Genomic DNA, 14336 nt, shown 5'->3' on the forward strand with positions numbered 1-14336 from the left:
GCCCCTCGGACGAGGGGCGCGCACCACGTCGTCACTTGGACTCGTCGGCCTCTTCGGCGATGACCTCGGCCTCGGCGACGACCTCGGCCTCAGCGGCGGCCTCGACGGCGACCTCAGCGACCTCGGCAGCAGCCTCGGCGACGACCTCGGCCTCGGCGGCAGCCTCGACGGCGACCTCGGCGACGACCTCAGCAGCGGCTGCGGTCTCGACAGCGGCCTCGGCCTCGGAACCGGCGAGGAGCTCGCGCTCCCACTCGGCGAGGGGCTCTGCCTCGGTGGCCGTGCCGGCCTCGGCGCCCGTGCGGCCCGAGTGGCGCTGGAGCAGGCCCTCGGCGGCGGCGTCGGCGATCACGCGGGTGAGCAGCGTGACGGCGCGGATCGCGTCGTCGTTGCCCGGGATCTTGTAGTCGACGACGTCGGGGTCGCAGTTGGTGTCCAGGATCGCGACGATCGGGATGCGCAGCTTGCGCGCCTCGTCGACGGCCAGGTGCTCCTTGTTGGTGTCGACGATCCACACGGCGGAGGGGACCTTCGCCATGTCGCGGATGCCACCCAGGGTGCGGGTCAGCTTGTCCTTCTCGCGACGCAGGACGAGGAGCTCCTTCTTGGTGAGACCCGAGGCTGCGACGTCGTCGAAGTCGATCTCCTCGAGCTCCTTCATGCGCTGCAGACGCTTGTGCACCGTGGTGAAGTTGGTGAGCATCCCACCGAGCCAGCGGTGGTTCACGTAGGGCATGCCCACGCGAGCGGCCTGCTCGGCGACGGGCTCCTGCGCCTGCTTCTTGGTGCCGACGAAGAGGATCGTGCCACCGTGGGCGACGGTCTCCTTGACGAACTCGTACGCGCGGTCGATGTAGGACAGCGACTGCTGCAGGTCGACGATGTAGATGCCGTTGCGCTCCGTGAAGATGAATCGCTTCATCTTCGGGTTCCAGCGGCGGGTCTGGTGTCCGAAGTGGACTCCGCTGTCGAGGAGCTGGCGCATGGTCACGACGGCCATGGCACGTCCTTTCAGGCGTGACGCGGGATCCTCCCGCTGCTCACGCTCGTTCGTCCGACCGGGCGCGCGGCGTCCGGTCGGTGCTTTCGGTTGTCGGTGCGGGCCGGGATTGGCCGTGCACCCCTGGCGTCACACCGCCGGGCGACGCCGGACCCTGGCGAACGAGGATCCGGACCGTTGTCGTGGCAGCCCCTGCCACTGGCCCTGACGGGCCGGGAGGCGGGGAAGTGACGCGCGAAGTCGACGGCGCGCAGCGGGGGCCCGGGCGTCTCCGACGGACTCCGCCGGAGGTGCTGGTGGGCCGTCCGAATGAACGTGCCGATCGCGGCGTTAAGTCTACCTGATGCGCGGCCCCGGCCGGACCTGTCCACAGGTCCCGCCCGATCGGCCCGGTCCACAGGCCCGGGCGCCGACGCCCCACACGCACCGGCGGTGCGCGATGCTCGGCCCGTGCCCGCCATCCTTCCACGCCCCGCCCGCCTCTCCGCCGTCGTCGCCGGAGCCCTCGTGCTCGTCCTGGTCGCGCCGCCCGCTCCCCTCGCGCGAGGAGCGACGGCGCCCGCTCCTGCGAGCGACGCGTGGGTCGCGCCCGTCGTCGGTGAGCCCGTCGTGCTGCGTCCGTTCCTCCCACCCGACCAGGACTGGCTCGCCGGTCATCGCGGCGTCGACCTCGGCGCGGCACCCGGCGACGCGGTCGTCGCGCCTGAGGCCGGGGTCGTGACGTTCGCCGGGACGGTCGTGGACCGAGGCGTCGTCGTCGTGCTGCACGACGACGGGCTGCGCACCTCGCTCGAGCCCGTCACGGGGAGCGTGGGCCCCGGGACGAGGGTGGGGCGCGGTGAGGTCGTCGGGACGCTCGAGGGCGGTCACGGCGGGGGTGGTGGGAACGAGGCGGCCGCCGCCGGGCACTGCCTGCCGTCCTCGTGCCTCCACTGGGGTGTCCGGCGGGGTGAGGTCTACCTGGACCCGCTCACCCTGCTGGCGCCCCGAGAACCGATCGTGCTGCTCCCGCTGCGCTGAGCCTCGCCGCAGCGTCCCCCGGCGAGGTCACGCCCGCGGGAACGCCTGCTCGAACGATGCCCGCAGGCGGTCTGCGCTGACGTGCGTGTAGCGCTGCGTCGTGGAGAGCGTCGCGTGCCCGAGCACCTCCTGGACGCTGCGCAGGTCGGAGCCGCCCTGGAGCAGGTGCGTCGCGGCGCTGTGCCGCAGGTCGTGCGGCGTCACGTCGTCGACGCCCGCGAGCGCCGCGAGCCGGTGCACGGTCTCTCGTGCCTGCCGCTGGCCCCACCGGTGTCCTCGGTCCCCCAGGAGGAGTGCCGGACCGGAGTCCGCGACGGCGAGCGCGGGGCGACCGGCGTCGAGCCAGCGACGGATCGCCCGACCGGCGGGCACCCCGAACGGGACGACCCGCTCCTTGTCGCCCTTGCCGACCACGCGCAGCGTGCGCTCCCCCAGGTCCACGTCGTCGACGTCGGTCCCGACGAGCTCGGCGACGCGCACGCCCGAGGCGTAGAGCAGCTCGAGAGCAGCCCACTCGCGCAGCCGGGCAGGGTCACCGTCGGCGGCCGACGCGCGGGCCGTCTCCATGAGGTGCGCGGCGGAGTCGACCGCGAGGACCGTCGGCAGGTGACGCGGCACACGGGGGCTCGCGAGGCGCAGGGCGGGGTTCTGCGCGGTGCGCCCGGTGCTGGTCGTCCAGGCGAAGAACGCTCGCGCGGCCGCGCCGCGCCGGGCCATGGTGGTGCGCGCCAGGTCCCGCGCGCCGAGGTCGGCGAGCCAGTCGCGCAGCACGGCGATGTCGACGTCGTCGAGATCCCGGACACCCGTCCCGACGGCACGCTCCAGGAGCGAGCGCACGTCGCCCGTGTAGGCGCGCACGGTGTGTGCGGAGAGGCCGCGCTGCACGGCCAGGTGCTCCTCGAACGCGGCGACCGCAGCGGTCAGCCCGGCCGGCAGGTCCGGCACGGCCTGCGCCGTCCCGGGTCCGCTCGGGCCGGCCGCCTCGGCGCCGTGCGGACGCTTCTCGGAAGTGCTCATGGGCCCAGTCTCGCGGAGCACCCGCACCAGGACGGGTCTGCCACGCCCGGCGGCACTATCCGCCGAGCCTGCGCCACCTCCCGCCCGACTGCTCGGCGAGACCGACGAGCTCGAGGTGGCCGAGCCCCCCGAGCGTCTCCTGACTGCCCAGCCCGGCCGTCCGGGCGACCGACTCGACCGGGGCGTGGGCACGCAGCGGGAGCGCGTCCCAGAGCCGACGGCCCACCTCGTCGAGGCCGTCCTGGGGCTCGCTGCGCCCCTCGCCGACCGGGGCCGCGTCGGTCCCCGCCCTGCCACCCAGCTCGGCGGCCTCGGCGGCGTCGGTGACGCAGACGGCCTTCGCGTCCCGGAGCAGCCGGTGGCACCCTCCCGAGGCCATCGACGTGACCGGTCCGGGAACTGCACCGACGGGGCGTAGGAGCGCAGCTGCGTGCGTGGCGGTGCTCAGGGCCCCTGAGCGCCAGGCCGCCTCGACCACGACGGTCGCTCCGGAGAACGCGGCGATGAGCCGGTTGCGGTGCAGGAAGCGCACCCGGCTCGGGACCGAGCCCGGCGGCACCTCGCTGATCACGCTCCCCTGCTCCAGGACGGCGCGCAGCAGGTCGGTGTTGCCCGCCGGGTAGAGGCGGTCCGCTCCGCCGGCGAGGAACGCGACGGTCTGCCCTGCGGCGGCAAGAGCGCCCCGGTGCGCGGCGGCGTCGATCCCGTAGGCGCCTCCCGAGACGACCGTGAAGCGACGGTCGACCAGGCCCACGGCGAGGTCTGCTGCGACGTGCCGCCCGTAGTCCGTGCACGCGCGCGCCCCCACGAGCGCGAGCGAACGCGCCGAGAGCGCCGCGAGGTCGTCGCGACCACGGACCCAGAGCGCGAGCGGGCCCTCTGCACCCAGGTCGTCGAGCGCGGCCGGCCACCGCGGGTCCTCCGGGACCACGAGGCGGCCGCCGATCCGGCCGAAGGCGCCCAGCTCGCGCGCAGGGTCCAGGCCGGGCAGCCGTCCTCGCCACCGCTCGACCGCGCGCACGAGCCGGTCTCCTGCGGGCCGCTCGTCGCGTCCCTCGAGCGCTCCCAGCGCCAGCCGGCGGGGGTCGTCGACGACCTCGTAGAGCCAGCCGAGCGAACCGACGGCCCCGAGGTGCGTGACGAGTGCGCCCGCGACCTGGTCCCCCGGCTCGGCGATCCGGCTCCACGCCGCACGCGCGAGCAGCGGGTCGGTGAGGTCGAACGAGGCACGGCTGCGCTCACCCATGGTGCCCCCTGGTCCGCAGCGCGAGGCCCTGCCCCACGTCCGACCGGGTGGGCGCAGCGCGCCCAGCGAGGTCCGCGACGGTCCAGGCGAGGCGCAGCACGCGGTCCGCCCCGCGCAGCGAGAGCGTCCCCCGGTCGAGCGCGGTGTCGACGTCCGCCAGCAGACCCCGTCCCGCGCCCAACCTTTCGCGCAGCCACGTCCCTGGTACCTCGGCGTTCGTCGACCACGGGGTCCCCGCGAGCCGCGCCCTGGCCGCGGCCCGTGCTCCCGCGACACGCACCGCGACCGTCGCGCTCGTCTCCACGTCCCCCTCGCCCGCACGGTCCACGCGAGAGACGGGCCGCACCTCGACCTGGACGTCCACGCGGTCGAGCAGCGGCCCCGAGAGGCGTGCGAAGTACCGGCGGCGGACGACCGGGGTGCACTGGCACTCGAGCCCCTTGCCGATCGCGAGCCCGCACGGGCACGGGTTCGCGGCGAGCACGAGCTGGAAGCGTGCCGGGTAGCGCGCCGAGCCCGCGGCCCGGTGGATCACGAGCTCGCCGTGCTCGAGCGGCTGCCGCAGCGTCTGGAGCACCCTGGAACCGAACTCGGGGGCCTCGTCGAGGAACAGGACCCCGCGGTGCGCCCTCGAGGCGGCACCGGGCCGGGGCAGCCCTGACCCTCCACCGACGATCGAGGCGGGGGTCGCCGTGTGGTGGGGGTCCTCGTAGGGCGGGCGCCGGACGAGGCCCTGGCCGGGGTCGAACACCCCCGCGACTGAGTGGACCGCGGTCACCTCGACGGCCTCGGCGTCGTCGAGGTCCGGCAGGATGCTCGTGATCCGCGACGCGAGCATGGTCTTGCCCGCACCCGGTGGTCCGACGAGCAGCAGGTGGTGGCCTCCTGCTGCGGCGACCTCGACGGCTCGTCGGGCCTGCTCCTGCCCCAGGACGTCCCGCAGGTCTCCCTCGGCGCGGAGCGGCCGGTCGACCCGCGGTGCGCGCGAGGCGGCCGAGGGCAGGACCATTCCGGGGAGCTCGGCGCCGTAGAGGGCCGCGACCTCGGCGAGGCTCGCGACGCCGACGACGCGCGCCCCGGGCACGAGACGCGCTTCCTGCGCGTCCTCCAGCGGCACGACGACGTCGCACAGCCCCGCCGCCACCGCGGCGGCCACGGCGGGGAGCACCCCGCGCACGGGCTGCAGCCGACCGTCGAGCCCGAGCTCGCCGATGTGCACGACCTTCTCCGGGTCGGACACGGAGATCTGGCGGGCACCGGCCAGCATCGCGACGGCGATGGCCAGGTCGAAGCCCGAGCCGGACTTCGGTAGCGACGCGGGTGACAGGTTGACCGTGACCTTGCGCTGGGGCCACGCGATGCCGGACGAGGCGATCGCGGCCCGGACCCGGTCGCGAGACTCGGACAGGGCAGCGTCCGGCAGGCCCACGAGCGTGAACCCGGGGACCGAGGCCGCCAGGTGCGCCTGGACCTCCACGACGTGGCCCGAGAGCCCGACCAGCGACACCGCGAACGTGGTGCCGAGCGTCATCAGCTGACCCCCACGAGATGCTCGACCTGCGCGGCCCCCGCCTGCGGGAGGACGACGGCCACGACGTCGATCCGGACCGAGGCCGGTCGCACCGGGTGGGTGGCCATCCACTCACCGGTGAGGCGACGCAGCCGCGCGATCTTGTCCTGGGTCACGGCCTCGGCGGGGTGCCCGTAGGCCGTGCCTCGTCGGGTCTTGACCTCGACGACGACGAGCACGTCGCCGTCCCTGGCCACCACGTCGAGCTCGCCCCGGGTGCCGCGCCAGTTGCGGTCGAGCACGACCCACCCGGCCTCGACCAGGTACCGCGCGGCGATCTTCTCCCCGTACCGACCGACAGCGTCCTTCGCTCCCATGTCCCACCTCCGGGCCACACCCTGACGCACTCAGGGGTGGTGCGGGGCTCGGGAACGCGGGGCCTGTGGACGACGCCCGCAGGCGGGCACCTGTGCACGGCTCGACGCCGCCGCCGACCGCTAGAGCTGAAGCTCGGCCTTCGCCAGCTCCTCGACGTTCACGTCCTTGAACGTCACGACGCGCACCGACTTCACGAAGCGGGCCGACCGGTAGACGTCCCAGACCCACGCGTCGGCCAGCCGCAGCTCGAAGTACACCTCTCCGGCGGCCGAGCGGACCTGGAGGTCCACCTGGTTCGCGAGGTAGAAACGTCGTTCGGTCTCGACCACGTAGGAGAACAGGCCCACCACATCGCGATACTCGCGGTAGAGGGCCAGCTCCATCTCGGTCTCATAGTTCTCGAGGTCTTCGGCGCTCACTGGACCATCATGGACCATCGGCGGACCGAACCCGGGACGCGCAGCCGCGCACGCCCGCCCCGGGCGCGTCGCCCGTCGTCGCTCCTCAGGCCCCGTCCTGCTCGGGGAGCCGCCAGCTGCGCCGGTGCTGCGGCGTCGGGCCGTGGGCCTTGAGGGCCTCGACGTGCACGGCCGCGCCGTACCCCTTGTTGCCGTCCCAGCCGTAGGCCGGGTACTGCCGGGCGAGCCCCGTCATGAGGCCGTCGCGCTCGCACTTGGCGAGCACGCTCGCCGCCGCGACCGACGCGCACTGGAGGTCGGCCTTGACCAGCGTCCGCACGGCCGGGTCCGGCAGCGCGCCCAGGTCGTCCTCGGGGTCGAGGTCGAAGGCCTCGAAGAGGTCGACCGTGGGGCGGGTCAGCCAGTCGTGCTTGCCGTCGAGCAGCACGGCGTCGACGGGCCCGAGCGAACGGCGGACCTGGGCGAGCGCACGGCGACCGGCGAGCCGGAGCGCGACCACGATCCCGTGGGCGTCGATCTCCGCGGGGCCGGCATGACCGACCGCCCAGGCGAGCCCCCACTCGCGGACGGCGGGCAGCATCGCCTCGCGTGCCGCGGGCGTCAGCATCTTGGAGTCCGTCAGCCCCTCCGGGAACGCACCCGTGGTCAGGTCGACCACGACGACACCCACGCTGACCGGGCCGGCGAGCGCTCCGCGCCCGACCTCGTCCATGCCGGCGACGAACCGCGCCCCCGAGTCGAGCATCGAGCGCTCGTGGCGCATGGTCGGCGGCACCGGTCCGGTCGCCCGCTTGGCGGGCGCCTTGCGGGGCTTCTTCGCGGCTGCGGGACGCGCACCGAGATCGGTCGTCACGGCTCCGGCACCTCCGCGAACACGTCGCCCGGGTTGCGCATGAACGTGAAGTCGCTCAGGGGCCAGACCTTGACGAACGCGGTCCCCACGACGTTGCTGATCGGCACGAACCCGCCGCCCGGCTTGCCCGTGTTGTAGCGCGAGTCGGCGGAGTGCTGGCGGTTGTCGCCCATGACGAACAGCATGCCCTCCGGGACCACGGTGTCGAAAGGGTCCTGGCTCGGGACGGAGCCAGGTTTGTTGTACGTCTCGTCGATGGGCTGCCCGTTGACGCTCACGCGCCCCTGGGCGTCGCAGCACACGACCGTGTCGCCCGGGAGACCGATCACACGCTTGATGAGGTGCTCGCCCGTGTCCTGCGGGAGCAGCCCCACGAACGTCATGGCCGACGTCACGGCGTTCCCGACCGGCCCGCGGTCCGGCGCGACGTACGGCGGGAGCCAGTTCCCCGGGTCCTTGAAGACGACGACGTCACCGCGGTGGACGTCGAACGCGTCGGGCACGAGGCGGGAGACCATCACGCGGTCCCCCTCGACGAGCGTGTCCTCCATCGAGGCGCTCGGGATGAAGAAGGCCTGCACCAGGAACGACTTGATGAGCCACGAGAGCACCAGGGCGCTGAGGAGGATGATCGCGGTCTCGCGCACGAGCGACGGCCGGCGGGGTGCGCGGCGCGCACCGGCTTGCTGCTCTGCCATCTCGCTCCTTGCGTGAGCACCGGTCCCCGAGAGGTCACCGGAGGCGGGTTCGGGTCGGGCTGCTGCGTGGGCGGAGCTCTCTGTCACGCGCTCACTGTGCCATTTCGACGCCGCTGAGGGGAAAACGGCGTGCGCCGGGACGCCGACGGGCGGCCACCTCGTGAGGTGACCGCCCGTGGTGTGCAATGCGGCTGACGAGCTGTCAGGACCGGATCACTTGGCGGGAAGCGCGTCGCGCTTCTCCTTGATCTTCGCCTTCTTGCCGCGCAGCTTGCGCAGGTAGTACAGCTTGGCGCGACGGACGTCACCGCGCGTGACGACCTCGATCGACTCGAGCGTCGGGGAGTGCACCGGGAAGGTACGCTCCACGCCGACACCGAAGCTGATCTTGCGGACCGTGAAGGTCTCGCGGACGCCGCCACCCTGGCGGCCGATGACGACGCCCTGGAACGCCTGGACGCGGGAGCGGTTGCCCTCGACGACCTTGACGTTGACCTTGACGGTGTCCCCGGCCCGGAACTCCGGGATGTCGCTACGCAGCGATGCTGCGTCGACGCTGTCCAGCGTGTGCATTGTTCTCTCCCCGCTCTGCCACAGGTCAGACGCGTTCTCGTGGCCCACCGCGAGGTGGGTCCGGTTCAGTACAAGGGTGGTGCTCGCATGAGTTCGGTCGCGCACGCGGACGTGCGGTGAGCCTCCCCTGTGGCAGAGGCCCGACCGGCGGACACCGAGGGTCTATTCTGCCACACCGCCGGGAACGCTCTCCGAGGCAGCTCCGGGACCTGGGTCCTCGACCCTCACCGGGCGGCGCAGGGCGCCGTCCGCGATCGTCCACCCGAGCCCCGCGAGGAACGCACGATCATGCTTGTCGAGCGTGCTCACCTCGAGCGCCTCGATCAGGTCGGGCCTGCGGGCCGCGGTCTTCTCGAGCGCTCGGTCCCTGCGCCACCGGCGGATCTTCGCGTGGTGCCCGGAGAGCAGGACGTCGGGCACCTCGAGGCCCGACCACACGGGTGGCTTGGTGTACACGGGGTACTCGAGCAGGCCCGCCGCTCCGTGCGACTCCTCGACGAGCGACTCGGGGTTGCCGATCACTCCCGGCAGCAGGCGGGCGACGGCCTCGACCATGACGAGCGAGGCGACCTCGCCGCCGTTGAGCACGTAGTCCCCGATCGAGACCTCGCTCACACGGTGCCCCGCGGCGCGGTAGTGCTCGGCCACGCGCGCGTCGATCCCCTCGTAGCGCCCGCACGCGAAGACGAGCTGGTCCTCGGTCGCCAGGGCTTCTGCGGTCCGCTGGGTGAACGTCGTGCCCGACGGCGTCGGGACCACCAGGTGCGCAGGTCCGGTCGAGGTCAGCTCGTCGATGGCCTGCCCCCACACGTCGGGGCGCATGACCATGCCCGCGCCCCCGCCGAAGGGCGTGTCGTCGACCGTGCGGTGACGGTCGGTCGTCCAGTCGCGCAGGTCGTGCACGCGCAGGTCGAGCAGCCCTGCGACGCGCGCCTTGCCGACGAGCGACAGGTCGAGCGCGGCCAGGTACTCGGGGAAGATCGAGACGATGTCGATGCGCACGTCAGTCGTTCGTCCCGTCCGCACCGGCCGGGTCGTCGGAGTCGTCGGGGTCTTCGCCCGAGCCCGGCGTGGGCTCGGCGACCTCGAGCCGGTCCGCGTCGCGGGCGAGGAGACCGCCCGGCGGGTCCAGCACCACGCGACCGCCGGGGACGTCGACCACGGGCACGATCGCGTGCACGAACGGCACGAGCGTGCGTGCACCGTCGGTCTCCTCGAGCACGAGCATGTCGTGCGCGGGCAGGTGCTCGAGCCCCTTGACCACACCGACGACCGTCCCGTCCTCGAGCTCGGCGCGCAGGCCCGCGAGCTCGTGCGGGTACCAGGCGTCCTCCTCGTCCGAGACGTCGGCCTCGACCACGAGCGTGACGCCGCGCATGCGCTCGGCAGCGGACCGGTCCGTCACGCCGGCGAAGGTCACGAGCCACTTGCCCTGGTGCAGCCGTGCGCGCTCGATCGTCAGCGGGCCCGCCTCCGCAGGCTCGGTGTCGATCGAGGACCCGACGACGAGACGTGCCTCGGGGTTGTCGGTGCGCAGGTCCAGCGCGACCTCGCCGCGCAGTCCGTGGGCGCGGCCGATACGGGCCACCGTGAGCTGCATCGTGTGCTCCTACTCGTCGTTACGTGCTCGTCGTTCCGGGGCGCGGACCGCTCGACCGGACGGGACCACCGTGGCACCGGTACGGCATCGCCGCACCCGTGCCCGGTGTCGGACAGACGACGAGGCCCGGTCCGCCGTGAGGGGACCGGGCCTCGTCGTACCGTGCAGTCGGCGGACCGACCGTCACGTCGTGCTGTGAATCGGCTCTGCGCTCAGCAGGCGTCAGCGGCGATCGACGTCAACGACGTCGACCCGCACCGGACCGTCGACCGACAGGGCTCCGATCACCGTGCGCAGCGCGCGGGCAGTACGCCCGCCTCGCCCGATGACGCGTCCGAGGTCCTCGGGGTGAACCCGGACCTCGAGCAGCTCGCCCCGGCGCAGCGGCTTCGCGTTGACCCGGACGGCGTCCGGGTTGTCCACGATCCCGCGCACCAGGTGCTCGAGCGCCTCGCCGAGCATCAGGCCTGCTCTTCGGCTGCCTCAGCCGCGTCAGCGGACTCGACCGGAGCAGCGGACTTCTTCTCGGCAGCCTTGGCCTTGGCCTTCTCGGCGTCCTGAGCGGCAGCCTCGATGGCAGCGGCCGGGTCGACCTTCTCGCCCTTGACGCGCAGGGTGCCCTCGGCACCCGGCAGGCCCTTGAACTTCTGCCAGTCACCCGTGATCTTGAGGAGCACGAGCACCTGCGGCGACGGCTGCGCGCCGACGCTCAGCCAGTACTGCGCACGCTCGGAGGAGATGTCGATGAGCGACGGCTCCTCGGTCGGGTGGTACTTGCCGATCTCCTCGATGACGCGACCGTCGCGCTTGGTGCGCGAGTCGGCGACGACGACACGGTAGTACGGCGCACGGATCTTGCCGAGACGCTTCAAACGAATTCTGGTGGCCACTGTGGTGGTCTCTCCTGGTTCTGGGTGAGGTGACCCGTGCGTCCTCCCGGTGGGGACCAGGCGAGCACGAGGTCGGGACACGGCGTAGCGCGGAGAGAGGGGCCGGGCACGCCGAGTACCCGGCTATTGTGCCAGACCAGACAGCGTGCGACCAACCCGTCCTTCGAGGACCCGCGTCACACGAGACAGCTCCCTCGGACCGTGGGCACCACCCTCACCCACCGTGCACCACGCACCGGGGCGAGGGCCGCACGCCTCAGACCGGAGACACCAGTTCGCCGCGGAGCACCACGGCCTTCGGGTGCCGCAGCACCTCGATGTTCTCGCGCGGGTCCTCCGGGTAGACCACGAGGTCCGCGCTCGATCCCTCGACGAGCCCGCCGTAGCCCAGGAACTCGCGCCCCTGCCAGCTCGCGGCCGCGACGACGTCCGCCGTCGGGACGCCCGCGGCCACCATCTCCGCGCACTCGTCGGCGATCCGGCCGTGCCCGAGGGTGCCGCCCGCGTCGGTGCCGACCAACAGCTGGATGCCGGCCTCGTGGAGCTGGCGCACCTGCTCGTACCGACGCTCGTGCATGTCACGCATGCGCGAGGCGAAGAGCGGGTACTTGCCCTCTGCCTGGCGGGCGATGTTCTCGAACTCGGCGATCTGCAGGAGTGTGGGCGTCACGGCGATGCCCCGCTCGGACAGCGTGTACATGTCGTCGGGGTGGATCCCGGTGCCGTGCTCGATGCAGTCCACACCAGCGGCCAGCAGCGAGGGGATGACCTCGCTCGAGAACGCGTGGACCGTGACGCGTGCGGCCTCGGCGTGCGCGACCGCGACGGCCTCGGTCAGCACGTCCTGCGGCCACAGGGGGCGCAGGTCGCCGTCGGCACCGAGGTCGCGGTCGATCCAGTCCCCGACGAGCTTGACCCAGCCGTCCCCGGCACGCCCCTCCTGGCGCACGACCTCGGGGAGCTGCGTGACGTCGTCGAGCTCGAGGCCGAAGTTGCGCAGGTAGCGCTTGGGGCGCGCGATGTGGCGCCCCGCCCGCACGATGCGCGGCAGGTCGCGACGCGACCGGACCCACCGGGTGTCGAGCGGTGACCCCGCGTCACGCAGCAGGAGCACGCCGCTGTCGCGGTCCGCGACGGCCTGCGCCTGTGCGGTCGAGTTGTCGACCGCACCGTCAGGACCGAGACCGATGTGGCAGTGCACGTCCACGAGCCCGGGCAGCACCCAGCCCTCGATCGCGACCATGTTGGTGCCCTGCGCGGACGGGCGGGTCAGCGTGACGTGGCCGTCCTTGACCCAGAGGTCGGAGACCTCGCGGTCGTCTCCCAGGAGGATGCGACCTCTGATGTGCAGCGAGGGGCCTTCCAGCGCGGACATCGGTCTCCAAGTTCTCGGACGGTCGGGGTGCGTCCGGTCGCGCGGCCGGACGGACCGGACCACGGTGTCGGACGAGGACGTCGGACGAAGGTCGGGTGAGAGCCACCCTGACCTGCAGGACATAACCTAGCGCGCTAGCGCCCCAGGAACTTCTCCAGGTCGGGCGGGAGCTGCAGGTCGGTCGCGTCGGTCGACTTCTGGGGGGCCTTCGCGCCTCCCAGGGCTCCGAACGCCGATCCGGGCGCCGCCGGGGGCGTGGCCGGGCCACCGAGAGCGCGCGCCTGGCGCGCGGCCTCCTCCGCCGCCCGCTTGGCCGGGTTGCCGGACTTCGCCTTGCGCCCCTTGGCCGGGGGCGCGACGCGCCCGCGAGCCTTCTTGCCACCCATGCCCGGCAGGTTGCCCATGCCCGGCATACCGGGCATGCCTCCGCCACGGCTCATCTGGCGCATCATCTTCTGCGCGCCCGCGAACCGGTCGAGGAGCTGGTTCACGTCGCTCGTGGTGACACCCGAACCACGGGCGATGCGTGCTCGGCGCGACCCGTTGATGATCTTGGGGTTCTCGCGCTCCCCCGGTGTCATCGAGCGGATGATCGCCTCGATGCGGTCGACCTCGCGCTCGTCGAAGTTGTCGAGGGCCTCACGCATCTGCCCCATGCCCGGCAGCATGCCGAGCATCTTCTTCATGGAGCCCATGTTGCGCATCTGCTGCATCTGGACGAGGAAGTCCGCGAGCGTGAAGTCCTGGCCCGAGGCCACCTTCTCGGCCATCTTGGCGGCCTGCTCGGAGTCGAACGCCTTCTCGGCCTGCTCGATGAGGGTGAGCACGTCACCCATGTCGAGGATGCGCGAAGCCATGCGGTCCGGGTGGAAGGCCTCGAAGTCGGTGAGCTTCTCACCGGTCGAGGCGAAGAGGATCGGGCGACCCGTGACGCGGGCGACGGACAGCGCGGCACCGCCGCGCGCGTCGCCGTCGAGCTTCGACAGGACGACGCCCGTGAAGTCGACGCCCTCCTCGAAGGCCTTGGCGGTCGCGACCGCGTCCTGGCCGATCATGGCGTCGATGACGAACAGGATCTCGTCGGGGTCGACCGCGTCGCGGATGTCCGCGGCCTGGCGCATGAGCTCGGCGTCGACGCCGAGCCGGCCCGCGGTGTCGACGATCACCACGTCGTGCTGGCGCTGGCGCGCGGTCTCGACGCCGTCGCGAGCGACCTGGACAGGGTCGCCGACGCTCGTGCCCGACTCGCCCTCCGAGCCCTGGTTGCCCGGCAGCGGCGCGAAGACCGGCACGCCGGCACGCTCGCCCACGACCGACAGCTGGTTGACCGCGTTGGGACGCTGCAGGTCGGCTGCGACGAGGAGCGGCGTGTGCCCCTGCTCGCGCAGGTGCAGCGCGAGCTTGCCCGCGAGGGTCGTCTTGCCGGCGCCCTGGAGGCCCGCGAGCATGATGACGGTCGGCGGGTTCTTCGCCAGGCGCAGGCCGCGGCTCTCCCCGCCGAGGATCGCCACGAGCTCCTCGTTGACGATCTTGACGACCTGCTGGGCAGGGTTGAGCGCGCCGGAGACCTCGGCCGACAGGGCCCTGGACCGGATGGCACCGGTGAAGTCCTTGACGACGGGTACAGCGACGTCAGCGTCGAGGAGCGCGCGCCGGATCTCACGGATCGTGGCGTCGATGTCCGCCTCGGAGAGACGGCCCTTGCTCCGCAGGTTCTTGAAGGTCGACGTCAATCGATCTGACAGCGTGGCGAACAC

The 14336-nt window shown here is 72.7% G+C and carries 16 protein-coding genes; 1 reads left to right on the plus strand and 15 read right to left on the minus strand.

Going from position 1 to position 14336, the window contains the following annotated elements; all coding sequences use genetic code 11:
- Nucleotides 1-31: 31 nt before the first annotated feature.
- Nucleotides 32-1000 carry a 30S ribosomal protein S2 gene (rpsB, locus tag H9641_RS17510; protein WP_191805704.1) on the minus strand — a complete coding sequence of 323 codons (969 nt, stop codon included), beginning with the start codon at nucleotides 998-1000 and terminating at the stop codon, nucleotides 32-34.
- Nucleotides 1001-1450: 450 nt separating this feature from the next.
- Here rpsB and H9641_RS17515 point away from each other — a divergent pair, with 450 nt between their 5' ends.
- A complete protein-coding gene (locus tag H9641_RS17515; RefSeq protein WP_318244666.1) occupies nucleotides 1451-2020 on the plus strand; it encodes a M23 family metallopeptidase in 570 nt (189 codons plus the stop codon).
- 27 nt (nucleotides 2021-2047) lie between these two features.
- Here H9641_RS17515 and H9641_RS17520 read toward each other — a convergent pair whose 3' ends face one another.
- The 14 genes from H9641_RS17520 to ffh form a co-directional block, all read right to left on the minus strand.
- Entirely contained in the window at nucleotides 2048-3037 is a 990-nt protein-coding gene (locus H9641_RS17520; protein WP_191805705.1) for a tyrosine recombinase XerC, read from the minus strand.
- Between the two features lie 55 nt (nucleotides 3038-3092).
- Entirely contained in the window at nucleotides 3093-4283 is a 1191-nt protein-coding gene (gene dprA / locus H9641_RS17525) for a DNA-processing protein DprA (protein WP_191805706.1), read from the minus strand.
- Nucleotides 4276-5814, minus strand: a complete 1539-nt coding sequence (locus tag H9641_RS17530) for a YifB family Mg chelatase-like AAA ATPase (RefSeq protein WP_191805707.1) — start codon at nucleotides 5812-5814, stop codon at nucleotides 4276-4278. The genes dprA and H9641_RS17530 overlap by 8 nt, the downstream gene beginning before the upstream one ends.
- Nucleotides 5814-6170 (minus strand): YraN family protein, encoded by a 357-nt coding sequence (locus H9641_RS17535; RefSeq protein ID WP_191805708.1) that lies wholly within the window; start codon nucleotides 6168-6170, stop codon nucleotides 5814-5816. Before H9641_RS17535 ends, H9641_RS17530 begins: the two co-directional genes overlap by 1 nt.
- Before the next feature lie 120 nt (nucleotides 6171-6290).
- Nucleotides 6291-6590: a DUF2469 domain-containing protein gene (locus H9641_RS17540; RefSeq protein ID WP_024840525.1), complete on the minus strand. Its 300-nt coding sequence runs from the start codon at nucleotides 6588-6590 to the stop codon at nucleotides 6291-6293.
- A gap of 85 nt (nucleotides 6591-6675) precedes the next feature.
- On the minus strand, nucleotides 6676-7443 hold the full coding sequence (locus tag H9641_RS17545; RefSeq protein ID WP_404821967.1) for a ribonuclease HII: 768 nt from the start codon (nucleotides 7441-7443) through the stop codon (nucleotides 6676-6678).
- Nucleotides 7440-8141 carry a signal peptidase I gene (gene lepB / locus H9641_RS17550; RefSeq protein ID WP_191805709.1) on the minus strand — a complete coding sequence of 234 codons (702 nt, stop codon included), beginning with the start codon at nucleotides 8139-8141 and terminating at the stop codon, nucleotides 7440-7442. Before lepB ends, H9641_RS17545 begins: the two co-directional genes overlap by 4 nt.
- 213 nt (nucleotides 8142-8354) lie before the next feature.
- Nucleotides 8355-8714, minus strand: coding sequence for a 50S ribosomal protein L19 (gene rplS / locus H9641_RS17555; protein WP_191805710.1), 360 nt, complete (start codon nucleotides 8712-8714; stop codon nucleotides 8355-8357).
- A 162-nt stretch (nucleotides 8715-8876) separates the two neighbouring features.
- Complete coding sequence (trmD, locus tag H9641_RS17560) at nucleotides 8877-9716, minus strand: tRNA (guanosine(37)-N1)-methyltransferase TrmD (protein WP_191805711.1); 840 nt, start codon at nucleotides 9714-9716, stop codon at nucleotides 8877-8879.
- 1 nt (nucleotide 9717) lies between these two features.
- Nucleotides 9718-10314 (minus strand): ribosome maturation factor RimM, encoded by a 597-nt coding sequence (gene rimM / locus H9641_RS17565; RefSeq protein WP_191805712.1) that lies wholly within the window; start codon nucleotides 10312-10314, stop codon nucleotides 9718-9720.
- A gap of 222 nt (nucleotides 10315-10536) precedes the next feature.
- Complete coding sequence (locus H9641_RS17570) at nucleotides 10537-10776, minus strand: RNA-binding protein (protein ID WP_030150613.1); 240 nt, start codon at nucleotides 10774-10776, stop codon at nucleotides 10537-10539.
- Complete coding sequence (rpsP, locus tag H9641_RS17575; RefSeq protein ID WP_056648668.1) at nucleotides 10776-11204, minus strand: 30S ribosomal protein S16; 429 nt, start codon at nucleotides 11202-11204, stop codon at nucleotides 10776-10778. The genes H9641_RS17570 and rpsP overlap by 1 nt, the downstream gene beginning before the upstream one ends.
- A gap of 256 nt (nucleotides 11205-11460) precedes the next feature.
- Entirely contained in the window at nucleotides 11461-12579 is a 1119-nt protein-coding gene (locus H9641_RS17580) for an amidohydrolase family protein (RefSeq protein WP_191805713.1), read from the minus strand.
- A 134-nt stretch (nucleotides 12580-12713) separates the two neighbouring features.
- Nucleotides 12714-14336, minus strand: coding sequence for a signal recognition particle protein (gene ffh / locus H9641_RS17585; RefSeq protein WP_191805714.1), 1623 nt, complete (start codon nucleotides 14334-14336; stop codon nucleotides 12714-12716).

The sequence above is a fragment of the Oerskovia merdavium genome (assembly GCF_014836755.1).
Classification (GTDB): domain Bacteria; phylum Actinomycetota; class Actinomycetes; order Actinomycetales; family Cellulomonadaceae; genus Oerskovia; species Oerskovia merdavium.

What these genes read in the sequence shown, in the direction of transcription:
- rpsB (WP_191805704.1), bottom strand. Translation starts at nt 1,000, where the DNA reads ATGGCCGTCGTGACCATGCGCCAGCTCCTCGACAGCGGAGTCCACTTC.
- H9641_RS17520 (WP_191805705.1), bottom strand. Translation starts at nt 3,037, where the DNA reads ATGAGCACTTCCGAGAAGCGTCCGCACGGCGCCGAGGCGGCCGGCCCG.
- dprA (WP_191805706.1), bottom strand. Translation starts at nt 4,283, where the DNA reads ATGGGTGAGCGCAGCCGTGCCTCGTTCGACCTCACCGACCCGCTGCTC.
- H9641_RS17530 (WP_191805707.1), bottom strand. Translation starts at nt 5,814, where the DNA reads ATGACGCTCGGCACCACGTTCGCGGTGTCGCTGGTCGGGCTCTCGGGC.
- H9641_RS17535 (WP_191805708.1), bottom strand. Translation starts at nt 6,170, where the DNA reads ATGGGAGCGAAGGACGCTGTCGGTCGGTACGGGGAGAAGATCGCCGCG.
- lepB (WP_191805709.1), bottom strand. Translation starts at nt 8,141, where the DNA reads ATGGCAGAGCAGCAAGCCGGTGCGCGCCGCGCACCCCGCCGGCCGTCG.
- rplS (WP_191805710.1), bottom strand. Translation starts at nt 8,714, where the DNA reads ATGCACACGCTGGACAGCGTCGACGCAGCATCGCTGCGTAGCGACATC.
- rimM (WP_191805712.1), bottom strand. Translation starts at nt 10,314, where the DNA reads ATGCAGCTCACGGTGGCCCGTATCGGCCGCGCCCACGGACTGCGCGGC.
- H9641_RS17570 (WP_030150613.1), bottom strand. Translation starts at nt 10,776, where the DNA reads ATGCTCGGCGAGGCGCTCGAGCACCTGGTGCGCGGGATCGTGGACAAC.
- H9641_RS17580 (WP_191805713.1), bottom strand. Translation starts at nt 12,579, where the DNA reads ATGTCCGCGCTGGAAGGCCCCTCGCTGCACATCAGAGGTCGCATCCTC.